This is a genomic window from Agaricicola taiwanensis, assembly GCF_014635245.1.
Taxonomy (GTDB): domain Bacteria; phylum Pseudomonadota; class Alphaproteobacteria; order Rhizobiales; family Methylopilaceae; genus Agaricicola; species Agaricicola taiwanensis.
The window spans coordinates 1,337,336-1,362,145 of the sequence record NZ_BMCP01000001.1; the positions used below are offsets into that span (position 1 = coordinate 1,337,336).

Annotated in this window: 30 protein-coding genes; 17 read left to right on the top strand and 13 right to left on the bottom strand. The window is 62.8% G+C overall.

Annotation, left to right across the window (positions count from 1 at the left end):
• Window positions 1-50 precede the first annotated feature (50 nt).
• From IEV58_RS06460 to IEV58_RS06470, 3 genes are read left to right on the top strand one after another with little or no spacing between them, the layout of a single operon-like run.
• Entirely contained in the window at window positions 51-800 is a 750-nt protein-coding gene (locus tag IEV58_RS06460) for a DUF1194 domain-containing protein (protein ID WP_188408836.1), read from the top strand.
• 23 nt (window positions 801-823) lie between these two features.
• On the top strand, window positions 824-1,174 hold the full coding sequence (locus tag IEV58_RS06465; protein ID WP_188408837.1) for a PH domain-containing protein: 351 nt from the start codon (window positions 824-826) through the stop codon (window positions 1,172-1,174).
• 16 nt (window positions 1,175-1,190) lie between these two features.
• Window positions 1,191-1,592 carry a hypothetical protein gene (locus tag IEV58_RS06470; RefSeq protein WP_188408838.1) on the top strand — a complete coding sequence of 134 codons (402 nt, stop codon included), beginning with the start codon at window positions 1,191-1,193 and terminating at the stop codon, window positions 1,590-1,592.
• A 45-nt stretch (window positions 1,593-1,637) separates the two neighbouring features.
• Here IEV58_RS06470 and IEV58_RS06475 read toward each other — a convergent pair whose 3' ends face one another.
• From IEV58_RS06475 to msrB, 4 genes are all read right to left on the bottom strand, one after another.
• On the bottom strand, window positions 1,638-2,234 hold the full coding sequence (locus tag IEV58_RS06475; protein WP_188408839.1) for a superoxide dismutase: 597 nt from the start codon (window positions 2,232-2,234) through the stop codon (window positions 1,638-1,640).
• A gap of 315 nt (window positions 2,235-2,549) precedes the next feature.
• Complete coding sequence (locus IEV58_RS18425) at window positions 2,550-2,987, bottom strand: hypothetical protein (protein WP_188408840.1); 438 nt, start codon at window positions 2,985-2,987, stop codon at window positions 2,550-2,552.
• Between the two features lie 124 nt (window positions 2,988-3,111).
• A complete protein-coding gene (locus IEV58_RS18430) occupies window positions 3,112-3,693 on the bottom strand; it encodes an isochorismatase family protein (RefSeq protein ID WP_188408841.1) in 582 nt (193 codons plus the stop codon).
• Window positions 3,680-4,090: a peptide-methionine (R)-S-oxide reductase MsrB gene (gene msrB / locus IEV58_RS06490; RefSeq protein WP_188408842.1), complete on the bottom strand. Its 411-nt coding sequence runs from the start codon at window positions 4,088-4,090 to the stop codon at window positions 3,680-3,682. Before msrB ends, IEV58_RS18430 begins: the two co-directional genes overlap by 14 nt.
• A 370-nt stretch (window positions 4,091-4,460) precedes the next feature.
• On the opposite strand from msrB, the gene IEV58_RS06495 reads away from it, so the two are divergent.
• On the top strand, window positions 4,461-4,874 hold the full coding sequence (locus IEV58_RS06495; protein WP_188408843.1) for a Ros/MucR family transcriptional regulator: 414 nt from the start codon (window positions 4,461-4,463) through the stop codon (window positions 4,872-4,874).
• A 73-nt stretch (window positions 4,875-4,947) separates the two neighbouring features.
• On the opposite strand, the gene IEV58_RS06500 is transcribed toward IEV58_RS06495, so the two are convergent.
• Window positions 4,948-5,373, bottom strand: a complete 426-nt coding sequence (locus IEV58_RS06500) for a SufE family protein (RefSeq protein WP_188408844.1) — start codon at window positions 5,371-5,373, stop codon at window positions 4,948-4,950.
• A gap of 331 nt (window positions 5,374-5,704) precedes the next feature.
• On the opposite strand from IEV58_RS06500, the gene IEV58_RS06505 reads away from it, so the two are divergent.
• From IEV58_RS06505 to IEV58_RS06515, 3 genes are all read left to right on the top strand, one after another.
• On the top strand, window positions 5,705-7,507 hold the full coding sequence (locus IEV58_RS06505; protein ID WP_229729213.1) for a sensor histidine kinase: 1,803 nt from the start codon (window positions 5,705-5,707) through the stop codon (window positions 7,505-7,507).
• A 117-nt stretch (window positions 7,508-7,624) separates the two neighbouring features.
• Entirely contained in the window at window positions 7,625-8,308 is a 684-nt protein-coding gene (locus IEV58_RS06510) for a peptidoglycan-binding domain-containing protein (RefSeq protein WP_229729214.1), read from the top strand.
• Window positions 8,305-8,649 (top strand): DUF1491 family protein, encoded by a 345-nt coding sequence (locus IEV58_RS06515; RefSeq protein WP_188408847.1) that lies wholly within the window; start codon window positions 8,305-8,307, stop codon window positions 8,647-8,649. The genes IEV58_RS06510 and IEV58_RS06515 overlap by 4 nt, the downstream gene beginning before the upstream one ends.
• Before the next feature lie 3 nt (window positions 8,650-8,652).
• Here IEV58_RS06515 and IEV58_RS06520 read toward each other — a convergent pair whose 3' ends face one another.
• Complete coding sequence (locus IEV58_RS06520; RefSeq protein ID WP_188408848.1) at window positions 8,653-9,762, bottom strand: DUF2336 domain-containing protein; 1,110 nt, start codon at window positions 9,760-9,762, stop codon at window positions 8,653-8,655.
• Window positions 9,763-9,889: 127 nt separating this feature from the next.
• Between IEV58_RS06520 and IEV58_RS06525 the strand changes: the two genes are divergently transcribed.
• Together IEV58_RS06525 and IEV58_RS06530 are read left to right on the top strand one after the other, a co-directional pair.
• Window positions 9,890-10,042 (top strand): hypothetical protein, encoded by a 153-nt coding sequence (locus IEV58_RS06525; RefSeq protein WP_188408849.1) that lies wholly within the window; start codon window positions 9,890-9,892, stop codon window positions 10,040-10,042.
• Entirely contained in the window at window positions 10,039-10,791 is a 753-nt protein-coding gene (locus tag IEV58_RS06530; protein ID WP_188408850.1) for a hypothetical protein, read from the top strand. Before IEV58_RS06525 ends, IEV58_RS06530 begins: the two co-directional genes overlap by 4 nt.
• A 3-nt stretch (window positions 10,792-10,794) precedes the next feature.
• Here the strand turns inward: IEV58_RS06530 and IEV58_RS06535 are convergent, their stop codons facing one another.
• Genes IEV58_RS06535 through IEV58_RS06545 form a run of 3 tightly spaced genes read right to left on the bottom strand, consistent with a single transcriptional unit; the run spans window position 10,795 to window position 14,095 of the window.
• Entirely contained in the window at window positions 10,795-11,331 is a 537-nt protein-coding gene (locus tag IEV58_RS06535; RefSeq protein ID WP_188408851.1) for a DUF1254 domain-containing protein, read from the bottom strand.
• Window positions 11,328-11,894, bottom strand: a complete 567-nt coding sequence (locus IEV58_RS06540; protein WP_188408852.1) for a DUF1214 domain-containing protein — start codon at window positions 11,892-11,894, stop codon at window positions 11,328-11,330. The genes IEV58_RS06535 and IEV58_RS06540 overlap by 4 nt, the downstream gene beginning before the upstream one ends.
• 5 nt (window positions 11,895-11,899) lie before the next feature.
• On the bottom strand, window positions 11,900-14,095 hold the full coding sequence (locus IEV58_RS06545; protein WP_188408853.1) for a transglycosylase domain-containing protein: 2,196 nt from the start codon (window positions 14,093-14,095) through the stop codon (window positions 11,900-11,902).
• A gap of 127 nt (window positions 14,096-14,222) precedes the next feature.
• On the opposite strand from IEV58_RS06545, the gene IEV58_RS06550 reads away from it, so the two are divergent.
• The 3 genes from IEV58_RS06550 to IEV58_RS06560 all read left to right on the top strand — a co-directional run bounded on the left by IEV58_RS06550 (window position 14,223) and on the right by IEV58_RS06560 (window position 15,855).
• Window positions 14,223-14,681, top strand: coding sequence for a YcgN family cysteine cluster protein (locus IEV58_RS06550; RefSeq protein WP_308790953.1), 459 nt, complete (start codon window positions 14,223-14,225; stop codon window positions 14,679-14,681).
• 9 nt (window positions 14,682-14,690) lie between these two features.
• Window positions 14,691-15,563, top strand: coding sequence for a serine hydrolase domain-containing protein (locus IEV58_RS06555; protein ID WP_188408855.1), 873 nt, complete (start codon window positions 14,691-14,693; stop codon window positions 15,561-15,563).
• A gap of 112 nt (window positions 15,564-15,675) precedes the next feature.
• The gene (locus IEV58_RS06560) at window positions 15,676-15,855 is read left to right on the top strand and encodes a hypothetical protein (protein WP_188408856.1); all 180 of its coding nucleotides are present in this window, start codon (window positions 15,676-15,678) and stop codon (window positions 15,853-15,855) included.
• A gap of 98 nt (window positions 15,856-15,953) precedes the next feature.
• Here the strand turns inward: IEV58_RS06560 and IEV58_RS06565 are convergent, their stop codons facing one another.
• Window positions 15,954-16,346 carry a hypothetical protein gene (locus IEV58_RS06565; protein WP_188408857.1) on the bottom strand — a complete coding sequence of 131 codons (393 nt, stop codon included), beginning with the start codon at window positions 16,344-16,346 and terminating at the stop codon, window positions 15,954-15,956.
• Window positions 16,347-16,580: 234 nt separating this feature from the next.
• Between IEV58_RS06565 and IEV58_RS06570 the strand changes: the two genes are divergently transcribed.
• The 5 genes from IEV58_RS06570 to IEV58_RS06590 all read left to right on the top strand — a co-directional run bounded on the left by IEV58_RS06570 (window position 16,581) and on the right by IEV58_RS06590 (window position 20,914).
• Entirely contained in the window at window positions 16,581-16,862 is a 282-nt protein-coding gene (locus tag IEV58_RS06570; RefSeq protein ID WP_188408858.1) for a PepSY domain-containing protein, read from the top strand.
• A 9-nt stretch (window positions 16,863-16,871) separates the two neighbouring features.
• On the top strand, window positions 16,872-17,540 hold the full coding sequence (locus IEV58_RS06575) for a response regulator transcription factor (protein ID WP_188408859.1): 669 nt from the start codon (window positions 16,872-16,874) through the stop codon (window positions 17,538-17,540).
• The gene (locus IEV58_RS06580; RefSeq protein ID WP_229729215.1) at window positions 17,537-18,910 is read left to right on the top strand and encodes an ATP-binding protein; all 1,374 of its coding nucleotides are present in this window, start codon (window positions 17,537-17,539) and stop codon (window positions 18,908-18,910) included. The genes IEV58_RS06575 and IEV58_RS06580 overlap by 4 nt, the downstream gene beginning before the upstream one ends.
• A gap of 85 nt (window positions 18,911-18,995) precedes the next feature.
• A complete protein-coding gene (locus IEV58_RS06585; protein WP_188408860.1) occupies window positions 18,996-19,457 on the top strand; it encodes an RT0821/Lpp0805 family surface protein in 462 nt (153 codons plus the stop codon).
• 68 nt (window positions 19,458-19,525) lie between these two features.
• Window positions 19,526-20,914, top strand: coding sequence for a hypothetical protein (locus tag IEV58_RS06590; RefSeq protein WP_188408861.1), 1,389 nt, complete (start codon window positions 19,526-19,528; stop codon window positions 20,912-20,914).
• Window positions 20,915-20,925: 11 nt separating this feature from the next.
• Here IEV58_RS06590 and IEV58_RS06595 read toward each other — a convergent pair whose 3' ends face one another.
• From IEV58_RS06595 to IEV58_RS06605, 3 genes are read right to left on the bottom strand one after another with little or no spacing between them, the layout of a single operon-like run.
• Window positions 20,926-21,525, bottom strand: a complete 600-nt coding sequence (locus IEV58_RS06595) for an aminomethyltransferase family protein (RefSeq protein ID WP_188408862.1) — start codon at window positions 21,523-21,525, stop codon at window positions 20,926-20,928.
• Complete coding sequence (locus tag IEV58_RS06600) at window positions 21,525-24,515, bottom strand: 2Fe-2S iron-sulfur cluster-binding protein (RefSeq protein WP_188408863.1); 2,991 nt, start codon at window positions 24,513-24,515, stop codon at window positions 21,525-21,527. The genes IEV58_RS06595 and IEV58_RS06600 overlap by 1 nt, the downstream gene beginning before the upstream one ends.
• Window positions 24,512-24,808, bottom strand: coding sequence for a sarcosine oxidase subunit delta (locus tag IEV58_RS06605; RefSeq protein WP_188408864.1), 297 nt, complete (start codon window positions 24,806-24,808; stop codon window positions 24,512-24,514). Before IEV58_RS06605 ends, IEV58_RS06600 begins: the two co-directional genes overlap by 4 nt.
• Window positions 24,809-24,810: the final 2 nt, after the last annotated feature.

Below are 24,810 nucleotides of genomic sequence, written 5' to 3' on the forward strand. Positions count from 1 at the left end.
GATCGCGCATATTGCGGTTATCCTGACCGCCCGTCTTGTCGGAGGTTGCCATGATCCGCCTGCTGACCGTTATTCTCACGCTTCTCGTATCGCTTGCTTCATCGCCTGTCCGAGCGCAGCAGCCGGCCGTGGATGTCGCCCTTGTGCTTCTCGCCGACGGATCGGGGTCCATCGATCCGGAAGAATTTCAATTGCAGCGCGCGGGCTATGCCGATGCCATCGCAAGCCCGGATGTGCTGAGCGCCATCGCATCCAACGCCCACGGCCGGATTGCCGTGGCCTTCGTGGACTGGGGAGGCCCGCAATCACAGGACGTGGTCCTGGACTGGACGATCATCGACGGCGAAGCGAGCGCCAAGGCGTTTGGTGACAAATTACGCGCCGCTCCTAAGAAGACCACCGGTTACAATTCCATCTCCAACGCGATCGGCGTGGCGATGCAGCTCCTCGCCCGCGCGCCCCAGGCCGAGCGTCAGGTGATCGATGTTTCCGGAGATGGGCCAAACATCGGGGGACGCGCGATACACGAGGCAAGGGACGAGGCCGTTGCCAAGGGCATTATCATCAATGCCCTTGCGATCCGGGCGGAAGGAAGCACCACCGCCTGGTCGTCCCGCCGTGTTCCGCTTGAGGACTACTACCGAGACAACGTCATCGGCGGACCCGGCGCATTCGTCGAGATTGCCCGCGACCGGGCGGGCCTCAAGGAGGCGGTCCGGCGCAAGCTGATCCAGGAAATCGCGTTTTTACCCGCACCTGCGCCGCATGCTGCATCCGAACGGCCGCATTCGGCGTTATAGAAGGCGAAAATGCGGAGCGTGAGATGAGACATGGAACCTCGGCCTTCATTGTCGTTGGCCTGTTGCTGGCCGGCGGCACGGCATGCACCCAGACCAATTCGTCCGTTGCGCCTCGCGAGGGGATGATGTGCGAGGTGCCGGACGAGAACCTGTGGTGGGGCCGCTTCTCCGGCGGCCGGGAGATAAGCTCCTCCTTCGACAGCGATTCTCTCGAGCGCTATACCGAGGAACGTTGTTTTACCACCCGAGCGCAATGCCAGCGCTGGCTTTATGATCTGAAGAGTGCTTATGGCTTTGCCCCAGAGTGGAACGAATGCCGACGGGGCTATCAGCCGGGTGTGCCGGTCAAGCCTTGGTATGCTCCCGGGCAGTGACGCGAGGAGATTTGAAATGAAACACCTGATCCTAGCTTCCGCTGTGGTCGCTTCGCTGCTGCCGAGCGTCGCTTCGGCCGCCAGCAACCCCATCGGAGGAGCCGTGGAAAATTTCATCACGATCCGTCCTGCCGAAGGCGTGCCGGATCCGCGTTCCTACGGCGGCGTGAACGACTGCCGCACCGCGCCGGGCGAGGCTTGGTGGGGGCGGTTTGCCGGTGGCAGCGGTGATGGAGGTCGCAACGCCGGCGTTCGTATGCAGACCAGCGAAGGGTGTTTCCCGAACCGAAACGCCTGCTTGTCCTGGCTACGGGCCATGAAGTCCAAGTTCGGTTTTTACCCAGTCTACAATCAATGCCGCGCCGGTTACGAGCCGGGCGCTTCGGTGCCGGCGTGGTGGTCGCCGCAATCAGATTGATAAATAAAAAACGGGGCGTTCAGCCCCGTTTTTTCAAGCGCCGATTCAGACGGCCTCGCCGTACAGTTTTTCGACATATTCCCAGTTCACAAGGTTCTCGATGAAGGCCTTGAGGTAATCGGGACGCCGGTTGCGATAGTCGATGTAATAGGAGTGTTCCCAAACGTCGACACCCAGGATGGGTGTTGCGCCGTGCACCAGCGGACTTTCGCCGTTCGGCGTTTTCATGATCTCAAGCTTGCCGTTCTTGACGGCGAGCCAAGCCCAGCCGGATCCGAACTGAGTGGCCCCTGCCTGAATGAAGTCTTCCTTGAACTTGTCGAAGGAACCGATGTCCTCCTCGATCTTCTTGGCGATGGCTGCCGGCGCGGCGCCGCCGCCGTTCGGCTTCATCCAGTTCCAGAAGTGCAGGTGGTTGTAGTGCTGGCCGGCGTTGTTAAACAGCGGCTGGTTCTTGCCGTAGGAGCCTTTGACAATCTCTTCGAGGCTCTTGCCGGCAAGCTCGGACCCTTCGAGAAGCTTGTTGCCGGTTGTAACATAAGCATTGTGGTGCTTGTCGTGATGGAACTCGAGCGTCTCAGCCGACATATATGGTTGAAGCGCGTCATATGCGTAGGGAAGGTCGGGCAGTTTGAAAGTCATGGAAAATCTCCGGGAGTCGCGGATGGACCGGGGCTTTCGCCGGACGGGCGGGTAACATGCTCTACATAGGCAAGGTTCCTGTCGTCGGCAACACGGCATATCCATATAAGGGAGCAATATCATGACCGTTGTGCTGACCGCCATCGGCGTCCTTTTGGCACTCTGGGGATTTTACGTCGTGGCCCTGTTTGATGGCATTGCAGCCGTTGATATGGGCTCTCGGATTATCGTGGGTGCGGCCGTGGTCCTGGGGTTCGCTGCGATCACGCGAGCCGTCGATCGATTGCGCCGCGACCTCGTGAAAGCCGCCGAACCTCATGCGGAGCCGCAGCTTTCCGTGTTGTCGCCTGAGCCGGACGTGCCGAGCGTTGCGCCTGAACTGCCGGAGGAAAAGAGCCAACCCATCACGCCACCTCCCGTTGCGGTCGAAAGACCGGTGCCGCCGTTGCAGGCACCCACACAGTCTCCTGCGCCCATGGCTCCCAGGGTACCCGTTGCTGCAGGCCCAGTGGCGCCGGCTCCATCTGCGTCCGCAGAGGCACGATCCGAGCGGTCGCCTTTCGCGCCGCCGCGCGTGGAGCTTGCCGAGCGCCCCGTACCGGATTTTCTGACGCGGCGCCCGGCCGCGGTGGCGGCCACTGCGGCAGGGGCGGCCGTAGCAGCATCCGCTGCGGCAACACCACCGAGGCCCGACGATAACAAGGGCGGCGGGGAGCCATCGTTGTTGAGAGAGGGCACGCTCAACGGGGTCAATTACCGCTTCTTTTCCGATGGCTCCGTCGAGGCTGAAGGCCGGGATGGCCCGCATCGCTATGCGTCCGTCGATGAGCTGCGGGAGGAGATCCTTGCACGCCGCGGGCCGGAGGCCTCTCCCGTCTCAGCCGCGGCCGCGGACCAGCGGAAGGACGCGTCGGAAGAGGTCGCTCCCCGCCCGTTCGAGCCACTCGTAAACGACCATGTCGGCCGTGACGATCTGGGCGCCGTGGCGGGCGAGCCGGTCGAACGCGATATCCCGGTCGTGCGTCCGCCGCGAGCCGACACCATCGGCAACGATCGCGACATCGCTCCCTCTCTTGATGAGGTCGACCGCGGTCTGCAGGACACAGATGTGAGCTTCGAGCCCGCAGATCACGACCTGGCGCCGGCCCTCGATATTGAGTTCGAGGATACGTTCGAGGACGACGGGCTCTTTGAGAGCCGAGAAGGCGAGTTTGGGTATGATGAGCCCGAGCCCGCTCCGGAGCGTGGCGATCGTTGGTCCGAGGCCCTCCGGATGTTGCTCCGTCGCGATCGTGGGAACCCCGATCAGACTGGCGACGTCGAGGAGGAACCGGGTCGTGCCGACGACGGCCTCGATATCGGGAACGGCCGCCGCTAGCCGTTCCTGAGCATCGACGACCAGAAGAAGAGAGCTGCCCGCGACGAGCAGCCCTGCTTGCGAAGGCTCAGGTCTGTTCATCTTTTTCCAGGTTCAAGGCTGTTCCATTCATGCAGTAACGCAGCCCGGTCGGCTGCGGGCCATCGGGAAACACATGCCCCAGATGGGAATCGCAGGCGCCGCAACGGATTTCAGTCCGGGTCATCATATGTGACCTGTCCTCGATCTCCTTGACGGCGTCAGGTGTTACCGGTTCCCAGAAGCTCGGCCAGCCGGACCCCGACTCATACTTCGTTTCCGAACGAAAAAGCGGGGCGTCACAGACGACGCAGCGATAGAGACCCGGATCCTTTTCGTCGAGGTAGGGGCCCGTGAAGGCTCGTTCCGTCCCATGTTCCTGGGTGATGCGGTACTGCTCGTCGGTCAATCGGTTCCGCAAATCCTGTTTCTCGGGTGTTACTTTTGGCGCGGTAGTCATTTCAATTGTCCTCGAAGTGGTTGTGGGTGATGCTGAGCTTAGCGGAACGAGGCCCTATTGTTTCATAACGGCATAATTGCCGAGATTTGGTTCTTTACCTGCAAATCTATATGGTTGCCTGCTCCCGTTAGTTCCATAATGACGGTGCAATGCATGGCCTGGCAGGAGATGCAAACAGTTTTCCTCAAGGTATTCAGTCGATCATGCTTGCAAGGAAGATGTTATAGGACTAATCAAGGTTGCGGCCTGCTCATGGATTCGAAAAAACATTCTTCTGCCAGGTGAGAAGCGGTTTCTTCTGAAATCTATGTGGCTTTGACTGCTGTTTACACCCTTGGTGCATGACTGATTATCTCAGAGAGTTTCCTATATGGATGACAGAACCCCCGCTTCAGAGTTCATTGATTTGGCTGCTGACATTGTTTCAGCCTATGTCAGCAACAACGTGATTGCGACCAGTGAGCTTCCCCGCCTGATCGGGGACGTGCATTACGCCCTGCTGCGGGTAGGCGGTCTGCCTATCGAAACTCCCGCAGAGCTTCCAAAACCTGCGGTTCCCATTAAGAAGTCGGTAGCTCCCGACTATCTGATCTGCCTGGAAGACGGCAAAAAATTCAAGTCGTTGAAGCGTCACCTGCGTACTCACTACGACCTGAGCCCGGACGAATATCGGGAAAAATGGGGTCTTCCTGCCGATTATCCAATGGTGGCGCCAAATTACGCCGCGGCCCGCTCCGCCCTTGCCAAGCAAATGGGGCTTGGGCAGCAGCGCCGTAAGCGCTGAACAGGCGATAGTCTGGACCATAGGCGCGTCGCGCGGGGATCCCGGGCGGCGCTTTTCTATCGCAACGGGGCAGTTATGCGGATGCGAGAATCCTCGCCGCTTCCGATCGAATACGATTGACCATGGCGCGAACGCCGTTCGACCTCTGCGGTGTCAGATGCGTGCCCAGCCCAAATCGGTCGAGCAGCGCCTGCGCGTCGGTCTGCGCGATCTCCTGGGCGCTGCGGCCGGAGTAAAGCGCGATAAGGATCGCGATGAGGCCCCGCACGAGATGCGCGTCGCTATCGCCACGAAAGGTCAGTCGGGGAGACCCATCCGCTCCACGCTGGGTCTGACTGACGAGCCAGACCTGGCTGGCGCACCCCTCCACCTTCGTCGCGGCGTTGCGTTCGTCGTCGGAAAGCGGTTCCAACGTACGACCGAGCTCGATCAGAAACCGATAACGGTCTTCCCAATCGTCCAGAAATTCAAAGCCATCGATGATTTCGTCGAGGGTCATGGCATCTCCTTGCGCTTCATATAGGCGCCCGAGCGCAAGGATGCGACCCCTTTCCCTGGGCTAGAACCGTGCGACCACACCCAGCGCGACGAGAAGGCCGAGCCAGATCACAGTTCGGGTCAGAAGAACAATGGTTACAGGCGACGTCATGATCTGACCGATAGCGTCGCGGGTGAAACGAAACGGTCAAGAAAATTGCTAAGACTTTAATTGGTAGCCCTATGGCTTCCAGCATCTCTTTAGCGTTCGCTTAAGCCGACTGTGCCATGGTGCTGGAAGCTTATGGCAGGAGGCGCGGACATGCGCGCGGTCCGAGTTGGGTAGTGGCGAGTTGATACAGCGTCTCCAGACATTCGTGACAGGACTGGTGCATGAGTCCGTCAGTGCTGGCCGACCGGAAGCCGTACGTCATCGTTCTTTCATCGCGGCCCATCTGGCGGCGGGCGTGACGGCGCTGGCGGCATTGCCGCTCTACCTTGCATTGCGCGGTGCGCCCACCGCGCCCGAGGCCATGGCCTTCGCGGCCTTGCTGCTGCCGCTTCTGGTGGCCTTTGATCTGTCGCGCACCGGTAAGATGGTGCGTGCTCACATACTCTCGGCCGTCTCGGTCGCCTTGCTTGTCTTCCCGGTTGCTGTCGCCACCGGCGGCATCATGTCCTTTGCCGTTCCCTGGTTGATCATCATCCCTCTGGAAACAGCCTTCTCGGGGTCCCGCAAGGCGATCGGCGCGGGCGTGGTCTCCGCGCTTGTCGTGGCCGTCGCGCTTGTCGGTATTGACCTGGCCGGTTGGCTCCCCGCCTCCGCACTATCTCCCCAGGCGGCCAAATCGATGCTGTTCGCCAGTGGAGCTCTGGCTGCTCTTTACGCGGCCTTGCTGGCTGTGCGTGCCAACAACATCAGCCGTCTCAGCATGGAAGATACACGACGCGGCGAGGCGCGGTATCGCCTGCTGGCTGAACATATGCACGACCTCATCACCCGTCATACCCGCTCGGGCAACGTGACCTTTGCGTCACCGGCCGCCACGCGGATCACGGGCGCGGAGCCTGCGGCGCTGATGGGGCAGGGGCTGTTCGACCGCGTCCATATCGCCGACCGGCCTTCCTACCTGACCGCGCTGTCCACCACTGCCACGACCGGGACCGAGACATCCGTCCGCTTCCGGCTGCGCCGCGACAGTCCTGCTGCCGGCCTGACACCCGATTGGTGCTGGGTTGAAATGCGCTGCGCTCTGATCGAGGACGACACGCTGATCGAAGATGAGGGCGGGCGACATGTTGTGTCCGTCACCCGCGACATCGAGGAACGCGTCGCCCATGAGGCCGAACTGCTCGCCGCGCGCGAGGAGGCTGACCGTGCCAGCATGGCGAAAACCCATTTCCTGGCAAACATCAGCCACGAATTGCGCACCCCGCTCAACGCCATCATCGGCTTTTCCGAGATGCTGTCCACGTCCGACATGCCGCGCATGAGCGATGAACGGCAGATGGAATATGCCAAGCTGATCCATGAATCGGGGCTGCACCTGCTGGCGGTCGTCAACAGCATCCTCGACATGTCCCGTATCGAGAGCGGTAATTTCTCGATCACGCCGGAGCCTTTCGAGCTGATGCCTCTGATCGACACCAGCCGGCAGCTCTTTACGCTGAAGGCGGCCCAGGCCCAGGTCAGGCTGGAGGTGGATATCGAGGAGGGCCTGCCCGATGTCTATGGCGATTGCCGCGCCTGCCGCCAGATCCTGATCAATCTCCTCTCCAACGCCCTGAAGTTCACTCCGGCAGGTGGAACGGTGACCATCAGCGCCCGCCGCAACGGCGGCTTTGCAACGCTCTCCGTCGCCGATACCGGCATTGGCGTCTCGCCCGAAGATCTGTCCCGCCTTGGAGAGCCGTTCTACCAGGCCCGGTCATCCTACAACCGTCCCTACGAGGGGACGGGCCTCGGCCTCTCGGTCGTGAAGGGACTGGTCAGCCTTCACGGCGGTATCTTCAAGATCGAGAGCCGCGTGGGTGAAGGAACTGTGGTCACCATAGAGCTGCCGACAGAGTCCACATCCGTCACGCCGGTGCCGGCGAAGGCCCCGGCTGATCACCAGCCGGTGGACGGAGATCTTCCCGCCCGTCTCACTGCATGATGATCTGAAAAGGATAGAGCGTTGCCTTCGCCCAGCGACCGCATGATGGAATTCGACGACGAGCCAGGTGTGCTGAGCACCCTCTTGCGCTCAGTGATGCGGCGCCCGTTGGATAGCTTGGCATCGGCCGTTGCGGCTGCAACGGCCATCGCCATCGTCGTGAACGCGCTCGCGCTCCAAAACGGCACGCATCCGGCCCCGATCTTCTCGCCCTCAGCCGCCGCACCCACGCCGGCGGTGCCTGCCGTGCCGATGCCGCCCCAGCGCCAGACGCATGTTTCAGGTCCTGCCGCGACGGCTACGCCGCCGGCTGTGCCGGCCATAACCGGAAGCGCGGGGCCGTCGCAGAAGGACGTTCTGCTTGGTGTACAGGCGGAACTCGCCCGGCTTGGGCGCTATGACGGCCCGGTGGACGGCCTCTACGGACCAAAGACGGAATTCGCGATACGCGAATATGAGCGCGCCACGGGCAAGGCCCCCACCGGCGAAGCAAGTCAGAACATGCTGGAAGCCTTGAAGGCGACGCGGGTGCCGACGGCAACCCCAAGCCCTCGAGGCGGTGAGGCATCGGCAACACCTGCCGCGTCTGCCGCCGCAGCCTCCTCCAACCGCATCCTTACCATCCAGCGGGTGCTCGCCGAACAAGGCTATGGTCCTATAAAGCTCGACGGCGTCGTAGGTGAGGAAACCAAGGCGGCGATCTTCCGTTTCGAGATTCACCGCAACCTGCCGCCCACGGGGGAGCTTTCCCCACGCTTTGTCCGCGAACTCTCGGCCATATCAGGCGTTCCGCTGCAGTGAGCAGCAGGTTACGATCCGATTTCTGGGTTTCCGCCTATATCCGTTCCTGCCATTTGCGGGGCGCTTACGGGGTGGTGCGTCGGCGCGGCGCCGCGGAAGCGGGCGCCATCTTCATCAAGATCGACCGGCTGGATGGCACCTTCGATCTCTATGCGCCCGCGCCACAATCCGCGATAGATGATGATGCCCTGGACCGTCAGTTTGTCCGTGTCGGTCCGGCGAGGGCTGACGGCGCGAGCATCGAACAGCGCCTCGCGCGCGAGGCGGATTTCGACCCTGACGTCTGGATCCTTGAAGTCGAGGACAAGGCGGGTGATCCGGGTCTTCAGACGGTCGCCTGACGACTAGCCGCTCTTTTTGGGCGTGAAGCGCATGCCCTTCACCTTCACCGTGACCGAGCCTGCCTTGCGGCCTTCCTGCGAAGCCCGCTGCGGCGGTTCTGCCGGATCAAGCAGCGGCTGATGAACGGGACGGGTGCTGGCGCCCAGCACGGCCCGCACGATCGCCAGCGCGACGGAGCGGGGGGTATCGTCATAAAGCGCCGCCGCCGAAAAGATGAGGGGGATGGATGTCCGTACCCTTTCGGGCGCGCAGATGAGAAGCGCGGCTATGGTCGCCTCGCGATCACAACCTGAGGCGATCAGCGCCAGGGCAGGAAGCTCGCCGGTCGGGTCATCGACCAGAACGGCCGCAGCCGTCGCCGGCACCCGCAGAAGATCCGCCAGCGCCTTCACGAAGCCTTCGGTGCCGCCACGCAACACGGCGAGCCGGAATGTGTGAAGCGCATCAGGATCCAGAGGCGCCGCGGGTCGCTGACCGGCCCTTGCCAGGGCGGCGCGAACCATCCCGCGTTCCTCGGCTCCGAGGACGGGATAAAGCCTCGCGCACATCGTAGCGTCGACGTCGGGCCGGCGAAGGAGCGCATTCGCCAGGGGAGCGTCCTGCCGAACGCGCTCGATGATGTTCGAAAGCGTCATTCCATCAAGGGGAACTGCGGGATTGGCGATCAGCGTCTCCAGGACCTCACGGCTTGGGTGTGAGGAAAGTCCTCTCGTGGTTCCCCGGTCAAGGTCTTTGCGTTCGGCCAATGCGCTGGCTTCCACGATGCCGCCCTCAAGAGCGATCCCCAGCATGCTGTCACGGTTGAGGGCGGGGCGCAGCAGCACCAGTTCTCGTGCCACTTCAACGTCGTCGCTGAGAAGCCGCTCGACGACGGCATCGGGGGCGTCTGCAACGGGAGCCAGGCGCCGCGCCACCATGACCTTGGTTGCATGATCCGCGACGTTGATCAGCGGCAGGGCCAAGGCCGTGTAACGCTCGATATCCGCGGGTGTGCGGTTGTAGGCGGCGGCGAACAGATCCGTGGCCACACGCAGCACCGTCGCGCGCGTGTCGACGCCTCGTTCGCGCGCGAGGCGCTCGAGGCCTTCGAGATGGTGTGATCCGTCGACCATAGAGAAGCGGGAAAAGTTAACCGAAAAACAATGCCATACAATACAGCTATGAATATTGACGGACTGTTAACCTTGGACGGCTGTTACTTAGAATCAGTTAATCTGTCAGAACCTCAAGGATACCTTGATGAGCAACGTTGTTCGGCTCGATACGATCAGCCGCCCTCGTCCCGAAAAGGAGCAGTGCCCGAAGGGGCCGGCGGAAATCCTGTTTTTCACCGGGGTCCGGCGGGAGCGCCATATTGATGCGTCCATCCCGGCGTGCGGTCGGTTTGCGTGACAACGATCAGGTTGTTGGCGGGCATCCTCGCGGCGGTGGGCCTGTCGGCCTGTGTGCCGCCGACGGGCGATTTCGGCCGCGCCAGACCCTCTGTCATTCATGACGACCTTATGCCGAGGCTCGGCAAGATCGCGGCCTCGCAACGGCACGAGCCGCGTTCCGATTACAATATGACCGATGATGAGAAGGAGTTGCGTGATCGCTCCTGGGTCATCGTCATGCCAAACGGCCCACGGCCCGACTATGAGCGCGCGCTCGTTGAGCTCCGGCGAACTCGCCTGCTCCCGGCGCATTGGACACAGCTGGATCGGACAACCTATGCCATCCGCCTGTCCAGGGAACCCCACGCGTCGGCCACCACACGCTATATGCGCCTGCGCGATGACATCGAGAAGGACCGGGCGCTGATCGCGGGTTTCTTCGCCACGGCGCGCGATGTGATGGAGATGGACACCATTCGGGAGCGCACTCTGGACGCCATGGCGGTGGTCTCGCCGCGTGAGCGCGAAAACGCCATGGCACGCATCGCCGAAAACCGCATCGTGATCTGGTGGACCCACCAGGCCTTCAAGGAGCGAGCAAGCCGCTATGCCTATGCGCTTGAGCGTCTTCTCATTGAGACCCCGGACCGGTCGGCCATCGTGGTGGAACGGTCTCTGATGGCTCTCCAGCGGGACATTGCCGCTGTCGGCCCCTATGGAGACGCGGGCGTGGCCGTCGAAGCTGCCCCGGTTGCCGTCAGCAAATAGCCGTCAGAGCCCCGGTGCGGGAACGTGATCGCACGCAGCCTGCAAGATCTGCTCGCGAACCCTGTCACGCTCGGAGGGGTTCGCAACAGCACCTCGGATCAGGACGAAGCCTGTGGTTTCGGCGGTTTCGACGCGGGTGGTGCCAGACGGAGTGGTGATGAGGCCATGGGCCGGATCGATCAAAAGCGCCTCCACGGCACCACCGATGGCAGCCTTATCGTTGATGACGAAAAACGGCCGGGCGATCCGGTCATAGAAGCTCAGGGTGAAATAGCCGGAAAGCTCCGGCACGCGAACACGCATGGGCCCCTGCTCAAGATCGAACATGCACGCCGCATGGAGAAACGTCGGGTCGAGGGCGGGAAGTCCGCCCTGTTGGGGGTTCGGGCCGACCTCCACGAAACGTCCAGCCTGTGCCACGGCGGCAATCCGGCTGAAGCCGTCGCGGCTGGCGTTATACGGCACGGTCAACAGCGTGATCACATGAATCATCAGGCCGAAGAGAGCGCCGGCGGCGATGAAGAGCAGCGTCCGCGTCATGAACAGGCCACCTGCCGGATCTGAGGAAATGCGACCGCGCCGGCCGACGGGCCAGCCGCCAATGGCGTATCATACAGGCGCAGCACCAGCAGAAATGGACCACTCTCAGGTGTCGCGATCCAGTTTCCCGCCTGAGCGCCGTTCGCGACGTTGACGATGAAATTCCCATTCTCCCGCCGCAGCAGCTCGACGCTCGTCAGTGCGTGTCGTGCCTGCGGGAGGAATTCGCGGGTCGTCTGAACCGCGATTGTCCAGTAGCGAGCGGGCACACTGGCGCCCTCGACAGCGTATCGGCAGGTGCCTCGCAAAGGCTCGCCCGAGCTATCGGTAGCGGCGGAAAACTCCAGCCCGTCTCCCACCGCAAGAGGAATACGCCCCCGGCGCGCGATGCTGGCGCGGGCGTAAGGATCCGGCTCGCTGGTTCCGATGGACGGGAATGCGACCCAGGGCCCGACCCGCACCTCGCCCAACATGATGTTGCGGTTGACGGCAAGCCCCGTCAGACCCAGGCCTATGGCTCCGGCAAGACCAAAAAAGATCAGCAGATTGAGGAGGTAACGCACCTGAATTACGGCCGCTGCTGGCTTGCGTTCACGGGCGCGGATGTACCGCCCATCAGTTGCGCGGAGGAGACACCGCCGCCGAGATCAAGCTCGCTGACCTGCTGCGATAAGGCTGTTCGCATGCGATTAGAGACGTCGCGCAGGACATCGACCGACCCGCGGGACAGGGCAGCGCCACGCAGAGGCCCAAGATCGGCCTCGACACGCGCAATCGCCGCGCCGGAGGATGTTGGTTGATCGGACACGCCTGCAATCGGCGTTGGCGCTTCGATGTCGCGATGGGCGAAGGTCATGATTTCCTTCCACGTCATGGCAGGGAGGGAGCCGCCCGTCATCTCTTTGGTAGCCGTGAAATTGTCATTGCCGAACCAGACCGCGCCGACGAAATCGCCGGTGAAACCGACGAACCACGCATCGCGATAGGATTGACTGGTGCCGGTCTTGCCGGCGACGCGGAAGCCCCGGGGCAACTGGGCCCGGCGTCCGGTGCCGTTCTCGGTCACATTGACCAGGATGCCATTGATCTGGCTGACGGTCTTGGCTGGTACGATCTGCGGCGTCTGTTGGGATTCGGCATCATAACGCCAGACACGCTCACCACGCGCGGTCCAGGCCTCCAGCACGGTGTGAGGAACGTTCAATCGGCCGTTGTTTGCCAGCGTGCCATAGCCGGAAGCCATGTCCATGACGGTGACTTCGGATACCCCGAGCGCGATGGCCTGTATGGGGCGCAGCGGTGTTCTGATGCCCATGCTCTGTGCGAGTGCCATGACTTTGTCGCGTCCGACCGCTTGGGCAAGGCGAACCGGAACGGTGTTGATGGATTTCGTCAGCGCGGTCGTCAGCGTTACCCGGCCCGCGTAGGACCGGCCATAATTCTGCGGAGACCAGCGGCCGAGTGTGATGGGCGCGTCGACGATGATGGTGGACGGCTCGTAGCCGTTCATGAAGGCTGCCGTATAGACGAAGGTCTTGAACGACGAACCGGGTTGGCGCATTGCGGCGGTGGCGCGGTTGAACTGGCTGACGGAATAATCCCGGCCACCCACCATGGCCCGCACGAGACCGGACGGTTCCATCACCACCGCCGCCGCCTGCCCAACCCCATATTGTGTGCCATACTGGCGCAGGATGCTTTCGACGCTGGCTTCAGCATGGCTTTGCAAGCCGCTGTCCAGTGCGGTGCGGATGACAAGGGTGCGCTCGGAACCGAAGGCGCCTTCCTTGGCCATGCGTTCAACTTCGCTGAAGGCCCAGTCGAGGAAGTAATCCGGCGACGCGCCCCGGGCGCGGGCAACCGGTGTCGCCGGATTGATCCTGGCGGCATGCACCTGGCCTTCGGTCATGAAACCGCCGTCGACCATGTTTGACAGCACCTGGTTTGCCCGGGCGCGAGAGGCGGCGATATCCACATGCGGCGCGTATTTCGTCGGCGCTTTGAACATGCCTGCCAACATGGCCGCTTCCGCCAACGTCACATCGCGCGCTGACTTGCCGAAGTAATATTGCGAGGCCGCTTCGACGCCGAAGGCGCCGCCGCCGAGATAGGCACGGTCAAGATAGAGTTTCAGGATCTCGCGCTTGGTGAGATTGGTTTCCAGCCAGAACGCCAGGAACAGTTCCTTGATCTTGCGTTCAAGCGTGCGCTCGTTTGTCAGGAACAGGTTCTTGGCAAGCTGCTGGGTGATCGAGGAGCCGCCTTGGACGACCCCGTTGGCACGGGCGTTTTCCATCAGCGCGCGGAAAGTGCCCGGGACATCGATGCCGAAGTGGTTCCAGAAGCGGCGGTCTTCGGTGGCAAGCGTCGCGTTGATGAGATGATCGGGCAATTCATCTAGCGGCACGGCGTCGGACTGCAGAATGCCGCGCTTGCCGATCTCATTGCCGTTGCGGTCCAGGAATGTCACGGCAAGGTCGGCCTTCGCCAGAAAATCGTCGGTCTCGACGCGAAACGCCGGCTGCGCCAGCGCCAGCATCAGGCCGGCACCGATCACCACCCAGGTGAAACTTTCGGACGCAAGCTCGAAAAAACCACGCTTCCAGCCTCGAAAGCGGAAACGGTCGAAGGCGATGCGCACGCCTTCCCATCCTGAAAACAGGCGATACCAGAGCTCGTAGATGGAGGAATCGATCCAGGCATCGGCAGCGAGCAGCCGGCGCTTCAGTCGCGAAAGCTTTACATTCAAACCGCCGTCGCCCAACCCCGAAGCTCCATGTCCGCACAAGACACAGGACCCCAGCCTGTGTTTGTGTGATCTTGCACCTAACTCATTGCGCGGCCATAAGCCGGACGCAAGGGCTCTCGACAACCTTCAGGGGATATTAACCTTGGCCTTCTGGCAGGAAAAGGCGCTTGATGAGATGAGCGAGGCGGAGTGGGAAAGCCTCTGCGACGGCTGTGGCCGCTGCTGTCTCGTGAAGCTGGAGGACGAAGACACCGGCAAGGTCCACTATACCTCGGTCGGCTGCACACTCCTTGATGAACATGCCTGCAATTGCCGCGACTATGCCAATCGCTCGGCCAAGGTCGCCGATTGCGTAAGGCTGACCCCGCAGACGGTGCGGGCACTTGGCTGGCTGCCGGTCACCTGCGCCTATCGCCGGCTGGCCGAAGGCAAGGATCTGGATTGGTGGCACCCGCTCGTGTCAGGCGATCCGCAGACGGTTCATGCCGCAGGCATCTCGGTGCGCGGCCGGGTGGACGCGAACGAAGATGACGTGCCGCTTCTGGATCTCGTGGACTATGTGACCAACTGGCCCAACAGGGTGCCGCGAAAAGGACGCTGACGCCGTCGCATGACCGAAATCCTATTCGCACGCTTTGAAGATGGCGAAGCCAACGCCGGCAACGGCGAGGAAACCCTCGTTCCCTGGTGGAGCTTCACCAAGACGGTCATCGCCACAGCTGCGCTGTCACTGGCGGGGGACGGCTTGCTCGATCTTGATGAGCCCCTCACAGGCCGGCCCTTCACGCTGCGGCAGTTGCTGCAGCACCGCGCCGGGCTGGGCGACTACGGCGCTGTTGCTGACTACCGCGCTGCCGTCGCGCGAGGGGACGATCCATGGCCGGTCGAGGAGATGTTGCGGTGGGTGAATGCGGATGAGCCGCGCTATCGGCCGGGCGAGGGGTGGTCCTATTCCAACATCGGCTACCACCATGCCGTCGAACTCATCGAAACCCGTGCCGGCCAATCACTGGACCGTGTGCTCCGCAAGCGTGTCTTTGACCCGCTCGGGCTCGACCGGGTTCATCTGGCCCGGTCGGTTGGCGATCTCACCGGGGTGACCTTGGGAAAGGCCGAGGGATATCATCCAGGATGGGTCTATCACGGCCTCGTCGTCGGGCCGTTGCGCGATGCGGCCTTTCTCCTCGACCGTCTCATGGCTGGCCAAGTGCTTTCGCGCCGCTTGCTGGATGAGATGCTTCGCACCCATCCCGTCGGCGGCACCTATCCCGAACGCCCCTGGAGGCAGCCCGCCTACGGCCTCGGTCTCATGACGGATCAAGCGCTCCCCGGGCGACCTGTGGGGCACACCGGTGGCGGCCCCGGTAGCGCAATCGCGGTGTATCGAGCAACTTGCAGAGATACTGTGCTGACGACCGCGGCCTTTGTCACGGAAGAAACGCCAGCGCCCGTCGAACATCTCGCGATGCTGCCGCGGATCTGACACTCCACGCAGGTTCACAGGCCTGAAACAAACGGGAACCAAACTTTACCGTGCCCGATTTAACGCTCAGAGGCGGATGTTCGACATCCTCCGGCACGGTGAGGAATATTCCATGATGGAGAAAGAGAAGACGGGCGGCGACATGAACCTGCTAAATCGCGTCGCCGAATGGCTGGGCGGGTCCGGGCAAGAAGACGAGGTCTTGGAGGAGTGGCCACTCGGCGCCGAAGGGTGGATCGATACCGCTCCTCAAGGCGGTGATATCCTTCAACAGGCCCGCATCATCCTCTAGCACGGGGCAGTAGTGGCAAGCCACCGTTGCGCTGCAACGTCACGAAGCATGGAAAAGGCGAGGTCTGAGAGACCCCGCCTCGACTTCATGCAGGCAGCTTAGTTGGCGGTACCGGTACCGGTACCGGAGGTTCCAGCGGCGCCGGAGGCGTCGTTGCTTCCATCGGCCCGGCCGCCAGCGCAGCCAACTGTCGCCATGGATTGATTATCACAGTTGGGATTGACGCTTGGCGAATTTGCGGAATTGGGTGCCGCCGGATTGGTCGTGCTGGCACGGCCAGACGACATGCCCGGCTGAACGGTCGACGGCTGCGTGGACATGGAGCCGCCCGGAGCCATTGATCCGCCGCTGCGCTGCGCCTCGCTTCCAACGCCGGTGTTCGTGCTGCTGCCGCTGGTACCACCGGTGCCACCTGTGCCGCTCGACTGAGCAAAGGCATAGGTCGGACCGAGGGCCATGGCGCCGGCAAGAAGAAGTGCTGCAATCTTCATTGTATCCTCCATTGAAATGGTGTTGCCTGTTCAACGTGCTCGACCAAGAGCAGTTCCAAAACTTTTGGATTTGTTTCCACGCAGTTCGAAACCATGACGTTTACTGGAACAAGAGCGTCTTCTTTTGGTGAGGGCGGTTCCCGTGGCGTAGACCCACGTAAGGGGCGATGTTCAGTTTAGGTTCAGGGCTGTCCTGCTATAACGGCCTTCATGTGCAGGCCTTTTTCTCTTCTCATGAGCGCCGCTATCGGCGTGCTGCTCCTGTCATCTCCCGCGCTTGCGCAGGTGGGATGCCTGTCGCAGGCGGAAACTGTTGATGCCGTGCGGGATGGGCGGGTGCTGGCCTATGATGAGGCTGTGCCGCGGCGGCTGCGCAACGCGGGAGAGTTTCTGGGCGTGCGTCTCTGCGCTGACAATGGGATTCTCGTCTATGTCGTCAGCACATTGACCGACAGTGGCCGTGTGACCCATACCGCCGTGGATGCCAAATCCGGGCGCATCGTTGGAAAAAGGTGAGGTTGCGGCGTGCGCGCACTCGTTATCGAGGATGATCCCGACCTGAACCGGCAAATCGCCACCGCCTTGACCGACGCCGGCTATGCGGTAGACCGGGCCTATGATGGCGAAGAGGGCCACTATCTCGGCGACACCGAACCCTATGATGTGGTGATCCTGGACATAGGACTGCCGAAGAAGGACGGAATCCGTGTGCTGGAGGATTGGCGTGCCGCGGACCGCAACATGCCGGTTCTGATCCTGACGGCGCGCGATCGCTGGAGCGACAAGGTGAGGGGCTTTGACGCCGGAGCCGATGACTATGTGGCCAAGCCCTTCCATATGGAGGAGGTGCTGGCCCGCCTACGTGCCCTGGTACGACGCGCCGCGGGCCACGCAACCAGTGAAATCCGCTGCGGCCCGGTTTCCCTCGACACCAGTTCAGGCCGGGTCAGTGTCGACGGCAATCCGGTCAAGCTGACGGCTCATGAATATCGTCTGCTGGCCTATCTGATGCATCATCAGGGGCGGGTGGTGCCGCGCAGTGAGATCATCGAGCACCTTTATGATCAGGACTTCGATCGCGATTCCAACACCATCGAGGTTTTCGTCGGCCGCATCCGCCGCAAGCTTGGTACCGAAGTGCTGCAAACCGTGCGAGGCCTCGGTTATGTCATGATGAACGTGTCGGCGGAATGATTGCGCCGCGTTCGCTCGCGGGGCGCCTGTTTGCAGCGGCCGCGCTCTGGTCGCTGGTTGTGCTCCTTGGCGTCGGTTTCATGCTCTCGGAATATTACCGCGCCGCCGCGGAACGCGCCTATGACGAGCGCCTGCACCTTTACCTGCGCACCCTCGTGTTCGACCTTGCTTCGCATGGCGATCTTGCCCAGGTGAACGTCGCCAACATTGGTGATCCCCGCTTCGAATTTCCCCTTTCCGGCTGGTATTGGCAGGTCAGCCGGTATGGCGGTCAATCGAATGAATACAAGGCCTCCCGTTCGCTCTTTGATCAGACGCTGCCCAAGCTCCTCGATATGGACGAGGACAAGGACACGGCGGTTGCCCGCGAAGCTTACGTTGAGGGGCCGGACGGCCAGAGGCTGCGCCAGGTGGAGCGCGTGGTCACAATGACGGGAGGCGATCAGTATCTCGTCGCCGTCGCAGGCGAGGCGGCGGATGTCACGGCCGAGATCCGTTCGTTCAATCTCGCGCTCGGTGTGAGTTTCGCTTTGCTCGGCTTGGGCCTAGTCCTCGTGGCGGCGGTTCAGGTGCGATGGGGTCTGCGCCCCCTGAAGGCCATATCCGACAATATCGCGTCCATCAGGGCCGGTCGGATCGATCGTATCTCGGACGAGGTGCCGACAGAGGTTGCTCCTTTGGCACGGGAGTTGAACGCTTTGATTGAGTCCAACCGGGAGATTGTTGAACGTGCGCGTACGCACGTCGGAAATCTCGCTCACGCGCTGAAAACGCCGCTCTCGGTCATTACCAACGAGGCGGCGACGCACAGAAGCGCGTTCGCCGCCAAAGTGGCGGAGCAGGCGCGGACCATGCGGACCCAGATCGACCATCACCTGGAGCGGGCGCGCATCGCAGCCGGAACCGCCATGATCGGCGCCGTCACCGATGTTGGCCCGGTGGTGGAGGCGCTGGCGCGGACCATGAGGAAAGTGCACCAGGACCGTCATTTGATCATCGAGGTCAGGGCCGACGCCGTGCGCTTCCGCGGAGAGCAGCAGGATCTGGAGGAGATGATCGGAAATCTTCTCGACAATGCCTGCAAATGGGCGGTTCAGCGCGTCGTTATCAGCGTCCTGGCCGAACGGGCACCAGCGCCTGGCGCGCGGCCGGTCTTCCGCGTCATGATTGACGACGATGGTCCCGGACTGACACAGGCGCAATGTGAAGAGGTGCTGAAACGGGGGCGGCGATTGGACGAAACCAAGCCCGGTTCGGGGCTTGGACTTTCCATTGTTTCCGATCTCGCCACCCTCTACGGCGGCCGGCTGCTTCTGGGCAATGCGCCGTCCGGCGGCCTGCGCGCGGAAGTAAAGCTGCCCGCCGCCTAAATTTACCAAGCTTTCGCCCGAATCCCTTTCTAATGGCCGCGAAGTCTGACTTTATGCCGCGATCTTTCAACCAGCGAGGAACCGGGTGGCACGGGTAAGGATCCTGATATCCCTTGGCGTTATCGCCGCTTTGACAGCGGGATGCGCGGGCCCCAACGAGACCGCGGGCACGCTTGGCGGCACCGTGCTTGGCGGCGTGCTCGGCTCGGCGGTCGGCGCCGGCACGGGCAATGTGGCAGCCACCCTGACGGGGGCGGCCGTCGGTGGGTTCCTCGGCAACCAGATTGGACGTTCGCTCGATCAAACAAGCCAGCAACGGGCAACGGCGGCTCAGTTTCAGGCGCTGGAGTATGGTGTGGCGGGCGCGCCGGTAGCCTGGCGTGAGCAGGCCTATTACGGGACGGTCGTCCCGGGTCCATTCTATTCCACGGCCGGCTACCAGCGCTGCCGGGAATATACCCATACGGTCTACGTCGATGGACAACCGCAGACAGCGCGCGGTGTTGCCTGCCGCAACGAAGACGGTAATTGGATTCCTATCCGGTAAGGGCAACCGGACGTTAAGGCGCTCCTGCTAGTTATCCTATTGTCTTTCAAATCAATCTTGAGCCGGCGATGTCTGACGGAGAGCTTGGGGATAAGCTTCGTATCTATTTTCGCGATCTCGCGCCTGACGCGCGGCTCATGCTTGCCACCGGCCTTGCCAAGGCGGGAGGTGCGCTGCCGCATGCGGACATCATTCTCGGCGCGCTGAAAGGCGCCATGCGCGACAACGGCGAGATCGTGCCTCTGGAGGATATGGCCTCCGTCGTTTTCCTGCCTTGCCAGGCTTTCACGGCGGCATCGGACAAGGGCGGCAAGATTCCCGGCGTCATTTTTCAAGGCTCGCTCGAGCGCGTCTGGCGCTGGCTGGAGACGGATGGCGCTCCGTCCGCTGTCAACCGATTCCGCAAGGGAGTGGATGCCGACCCTCTGGGCCGCGCGACCCCCGAAGCCATAGAAGCGCTTCGTACGGCCTGCGCCAAGGCGATCCTTGAGGCCGCGCGCGTGGCTGCCGAAGAGCCGCATGGCTTGCGGAAGCTTTCAGCGCAACTTGGCCATGACCGTGCCGCCGAGGACCTTCAGGATATCGGCGCGGCACTGCGCTACGAAAAGGCATTGAACGCCTTGGCGCAGGAATTGGCTGGCGATCTCAAGCTGGCGCTTGAGGAAGCGATCGCCGCGGTGAAGCAGCGCCTGACGACCTTCATGAAGAAGGCGAGGCCTGCAATGCCTCTGGCCGCCAATCTTCTGAAGTCAAAGCTGGGTGCACCCGGCGCCGTTGTCCGCTTCCTGATTGCCCTGGCGGGAATCTCGAAAGTCGAACTCCTTCTGGATAGCCCCTATGGCGCCATGATCGAGCTCGTCATTTCCGATGCCGAAGGGGCGATCACGCAGGCACAGGAGGCCAAGGCGGCGGCCGATACCGCCAGCCTCGTGTCGGCCATCAAGGCTTTCGGCGCCACGCTCCGCGCCATCAACTCCGAACTGGAGTTCGACAGCCGCAGCCCCCTTGCAAAAAGGATCATCGGCTTCCGCAAGACCATGTCTGAAACCCTGGCCGGAAGGATGACCGATCTTGCCCAGCGGGTGAAGCAACTGGTTCGGCCCCGTGCCGATTCCAAAGGCTTGATGCCCCTGCTGAGCCCGACGGAGGTCGATCGCCTCGATGGCGATATCGCTGTGCTGATGGCCGCTCGCAACTACGCGGATGACCTTGCGCTGAAAGCCGACACGCTGCGCGTCTATAACGAGATCAAGGATCTGCTCGACACAGGCATGCCCCTGCTGATCGATCGGTTGCGGGCCCTGCCAATGGATGGCCGCCACGAAATGAGGGAGCGGCTCGATGCCATCGCCCGCATCTCCAAGAGGCTGTTCGGAGAAGAATATGCGGGGCTGCTTCTCAAGGCTGTCCAGGTGGCCGATGCGCCAGCACCGGCGCGTAAGGCGGCAACGGCCTGAGGAAGTCCCATTCAGACAGGCGGCGGTTCCCGCTTTCCGAACAGATCCAGCGGAGCGGTGGTTTTGACGGCCCACGCAAGATCCTGGGCGACGTCGAAAGCGAACGATCGTGGAACCAGCACCAGCCAGGAGACCACGCCTGCTGCCTCACGTAAGAGAGTGACGGGAATGTCATTCAGCGTGGTGGCCCGCGCTTGCAGCGGGGCAACAGCTGTAAGATCGAGCGGACAAAGACGCGCCAGAACCTCGGGGGCGCTGGCGCCCACCAGCCGAAGCGCCGCCACCGCACCCGTCAGCTCGGCGATGACCGCCTTTTTGCCGCAGGTCATGGTGAAATCGGCCGCGACCTTCGTTGCCTCGATACGTGGCAGCAGAAGCCACCAGCGGTCTGGGCCCCGCCAGATCAGGCGCAAGTGATCATTGCCCGTGCTGCTCCAAGGCTCGGAAGGTGGGGGGGAGCCGGTCAGCGCCCTGATCGCTTTGCTCAGGGATCGGTCGCTTCTCTGACCCCGGATTTCGATAAACCCGGGATCTTCGATCGTTACCAGAGCGATCGTCTGTCCGGTGACCAGAGAGCGCGGTCCGTCGAGCGTTTCGGTCCATTGCAGCATCAGGGCCTCGCTTTCAGGAACCCAGGCTCGGTGACCTGTGCCTGCCGCGCCTCACCGGCATGGAAAAAGGTCACGGTCTTGCCGATGCGGGAACGGCCGTTGGCAATCAGCGCGAGGGCCACGGCACGGCCAGCGGCGGGGCTGAATCCCGATGAGGTGATGTGGCCGGAGGTCCGGCGTGGCGGGGAGGCGGCTGGTGTTTCCACGATCTGCGTGCCGGGTGCGGGCACGACGGTGGCGTCCTCCGGAATGAGGCCAACCAGCTGCTTGCGCTTGGCCCTCGTGAGATCGGCACGCATCAGGCCGTGCTTGCCGATGAAGTCCGCCTTCTGCGCCGACACCAGATGGCCCAGCCCCAGATCGAATGGCGTGACAGTGCCGTCGGTCTCGTGCCCGATGGCGATATGGCCGGCCTCCAGCCGAAGCCGTTCCAGCGTCTGCAGCCCGAAGGGGGTTGCACCTTTCTCTCGCAGAAGAGACCAGAGCGCGGGCGTACGACCCGTGGGAACGGCGATTTCAAACGACCGCTCTCCGGTATAGCGCGTGCGAAGAACGCGGGCTGGGGAGTTCGCCAAAAGACCTTCCGCGACGGACCGACCGGCCAGGAGTTCGGCGCCGCCCTCGATCGTTTCCAGGACCTCTCTCGCCTGCGGCCCTGACAGGAGGAACTGGCCCCAGCGCTCCGTCTCATCGATCACATGAACATCGAGGCCCGGCCATTCAGTCTGCCGCCAGCGCTCCAGGTGAGCTCTGGTCTTCTCGGCGCGAGCCGTGGTGGTCGTGAGCAGATAGCGATTGGGAGCCAGGCAGGCGACCACCCCGTCATCGATGACAAATCCGCCATCGTCGAGCAGCAGCGCGTAACGCGCCGCACCGGGTAACATATCCCCCACATCGGTTGAGAGGATCAGGTCCAAAAAGCGCGCGGCATCGGATCCCGCCATCAGGAACTTGCCGAGCGTCGAGACGTCCATCACGCCCACATTGGACCGTACCATGCGCGCCTCGCGGCGGACCGCCTCTTCCTCACCTTCGCCCACCTGAGGGTAACAGGACGGCCGCTGCCACAGTTCGGAAGAATCCCGCAGGGAGGTCTCGCCCGCGATCAACGTTTCGATCGGCGAGCGCCTGATCGGCCGGAATCCTCGACCCTGCCGAGGCCCGGCGATCACGCCGAAGGATATCGGCGTCCAGGGCGGACGGAAGGTCACATGCGGCTGCCGTTCAATGTCGATGCCCGTCAGTTTGGCTAGCACCACGGCGGCATTGGCATGCGTGGTCTTGCCCTGATCCGGCCCGAGGCCAAGCGCGGTATAGCGCTTCACATGTTCCGCATCGCGATAACCCTCGCGAACGGCGATCCTGAGATCCCCGACGGTGACGTCATTGTGGAAGTCCACGAAGGCACGCGCCTCTTCCGATCTCCTGGCGGTGTCGGGGAGCATGCCGACGGGCTCAGCGGGATCATCACGCGTCACGTCAATGTCAGCGGCTATCCGATTCAAGGGACTCTTCTTTCCAGCCTTCAACCTGAGCGCTGCAGCCTCGCCCGCCTGCCAGCCTTGCGCCGCCACATCGGCGGCGTTGAAGGCTCCGTTGGCCGCGCCCACGACATGAACACCGGCGGGAAGATCGCCGGGCCGATAGGCGCCGAGCGCCGCATCGAAGGGCAGCCGAGTGCCGAGGTTGCCGATGAGCTGCGCCGCCGGGCTCCAGCCTCCCGACATCAACACCGTGTCGCAGAAGATCTCGCGTTTGAGCGCTGGGCCCTCGATCACCAACCGGTTGGCAACCGTGACGCTGTCGATGCTGGCGCCGCCCCAGATGGATCCCACGGCGACCGGTGCCGATCCGTGAGACACACGAAGGCCCATGGCTTTCCCGATATCGACCATGGGCGAATCCGGTCGGAGCCGGAGGTCGACCACGAGTTCGACGTCGACACCGGCGGCGTTAAGATCGAGCGCGGTGCGATAGCCCTCATCGCCTGAGGTCACCACCACGGCATGTTGGCCGGGCGCCACGGCGTAGCGCCGCAGGTTCAGCCGCGCGGCGGTTGCCAGCATGATGCCCGGGCGGTCGTTGTCGGGGAAGACGAGCGGCTTTTCATGCGCGCCGGTGGCGACGACGGTTTCGCGCGCGCGCACCTTCCACAGCCGCTCGCGCGGCACGTCGGGGCCGCTTGGGCCGGAAAGCTTTTCAACCAGCCAGGAATAGCCGTGCTCGTGGAGGGCGACCACAGGCGCTTGCGTCAGGATATGCACGTTCGGCAGGGCGGCCAGCGCGGCCACCCGCGCCCTGATCCAGTCGAGGAGAAAAAGACCATCGATGGAGCCGTCGTAACCATCGGCGATGCCGCCGAGGCGCGACGTTTCCTCGGCAAGGAGGACGGTCAGGCCCTCGGCCGCCGCAGCCTCCGCCGCACAGATGCCGGCAAGCCCGCCGCCCGCCACCAGCACATCGACATGAAGATGGACATGTTCGTAGCGATCGTCAGGAGCTGTCGCCGGCGCCCGGCCCAGCCCCCCTGCCTTTCGGATCAGGCGCTCATAGAAGGGCCAGAGCTTGGCCGGCCATTTGAAGGTCTTGTAGTAGAAGCCCGGCGGCAGCAGCGGCTTCATCAGATTGGTGAAGCCGGCGATATCGCGCCTCAGGCTCGGCCATCGGTTCTGGCTTTCCACCACCATGCCCGGTGTGACCGAGACCATGGTGGCCCGCAGGTTCGGTGTCCGGTGGCCGGCTTCCTCGACCGTGACGAGGGCGTTGGGCTCCTCCGCTCCGATGCCGAGCGTACCCCGCGGACGATGAAGCTTGAAACTGCGTCCGGCGATCTTCAATCCGTTGGCGAGGAGGGCACTGGCCACCGTATCTCCGGCAACACCCGTCAGGCGTCGGCCGTCAAACCGGAAGTCAAGTGGCTGACTGCGGTCGATCAGGCGGCCGAAGCGCGTGCCCGGTTGATCCTTGATGCGGTGGGGAGGGGCTTTCATGCCGCACCCTCCGGCAAGGCTGGCGGAGCGTCGCCGATCCGATAGGCCGATGCGATCTCGTTTGTTTCGGAATGGCGGAGCAGCACGAACCAGCTGTTGCAGCCATGGCAGAGCCATTGCTCACGGCACCAGCCGCGTGCGCTGGGCACGAGGTTGAGGTACTCGCCCAACCGTTCCGGCGATACATAGGAGGGGTCAAGGCTCTGCGGCCTCGTGACATGAGCATCGCCCCCGCAGGTAAAGGCGTGCTCATCGGCGGAAATCGTGCAGACGGGGCAGGTGAGGAGGAGCATGT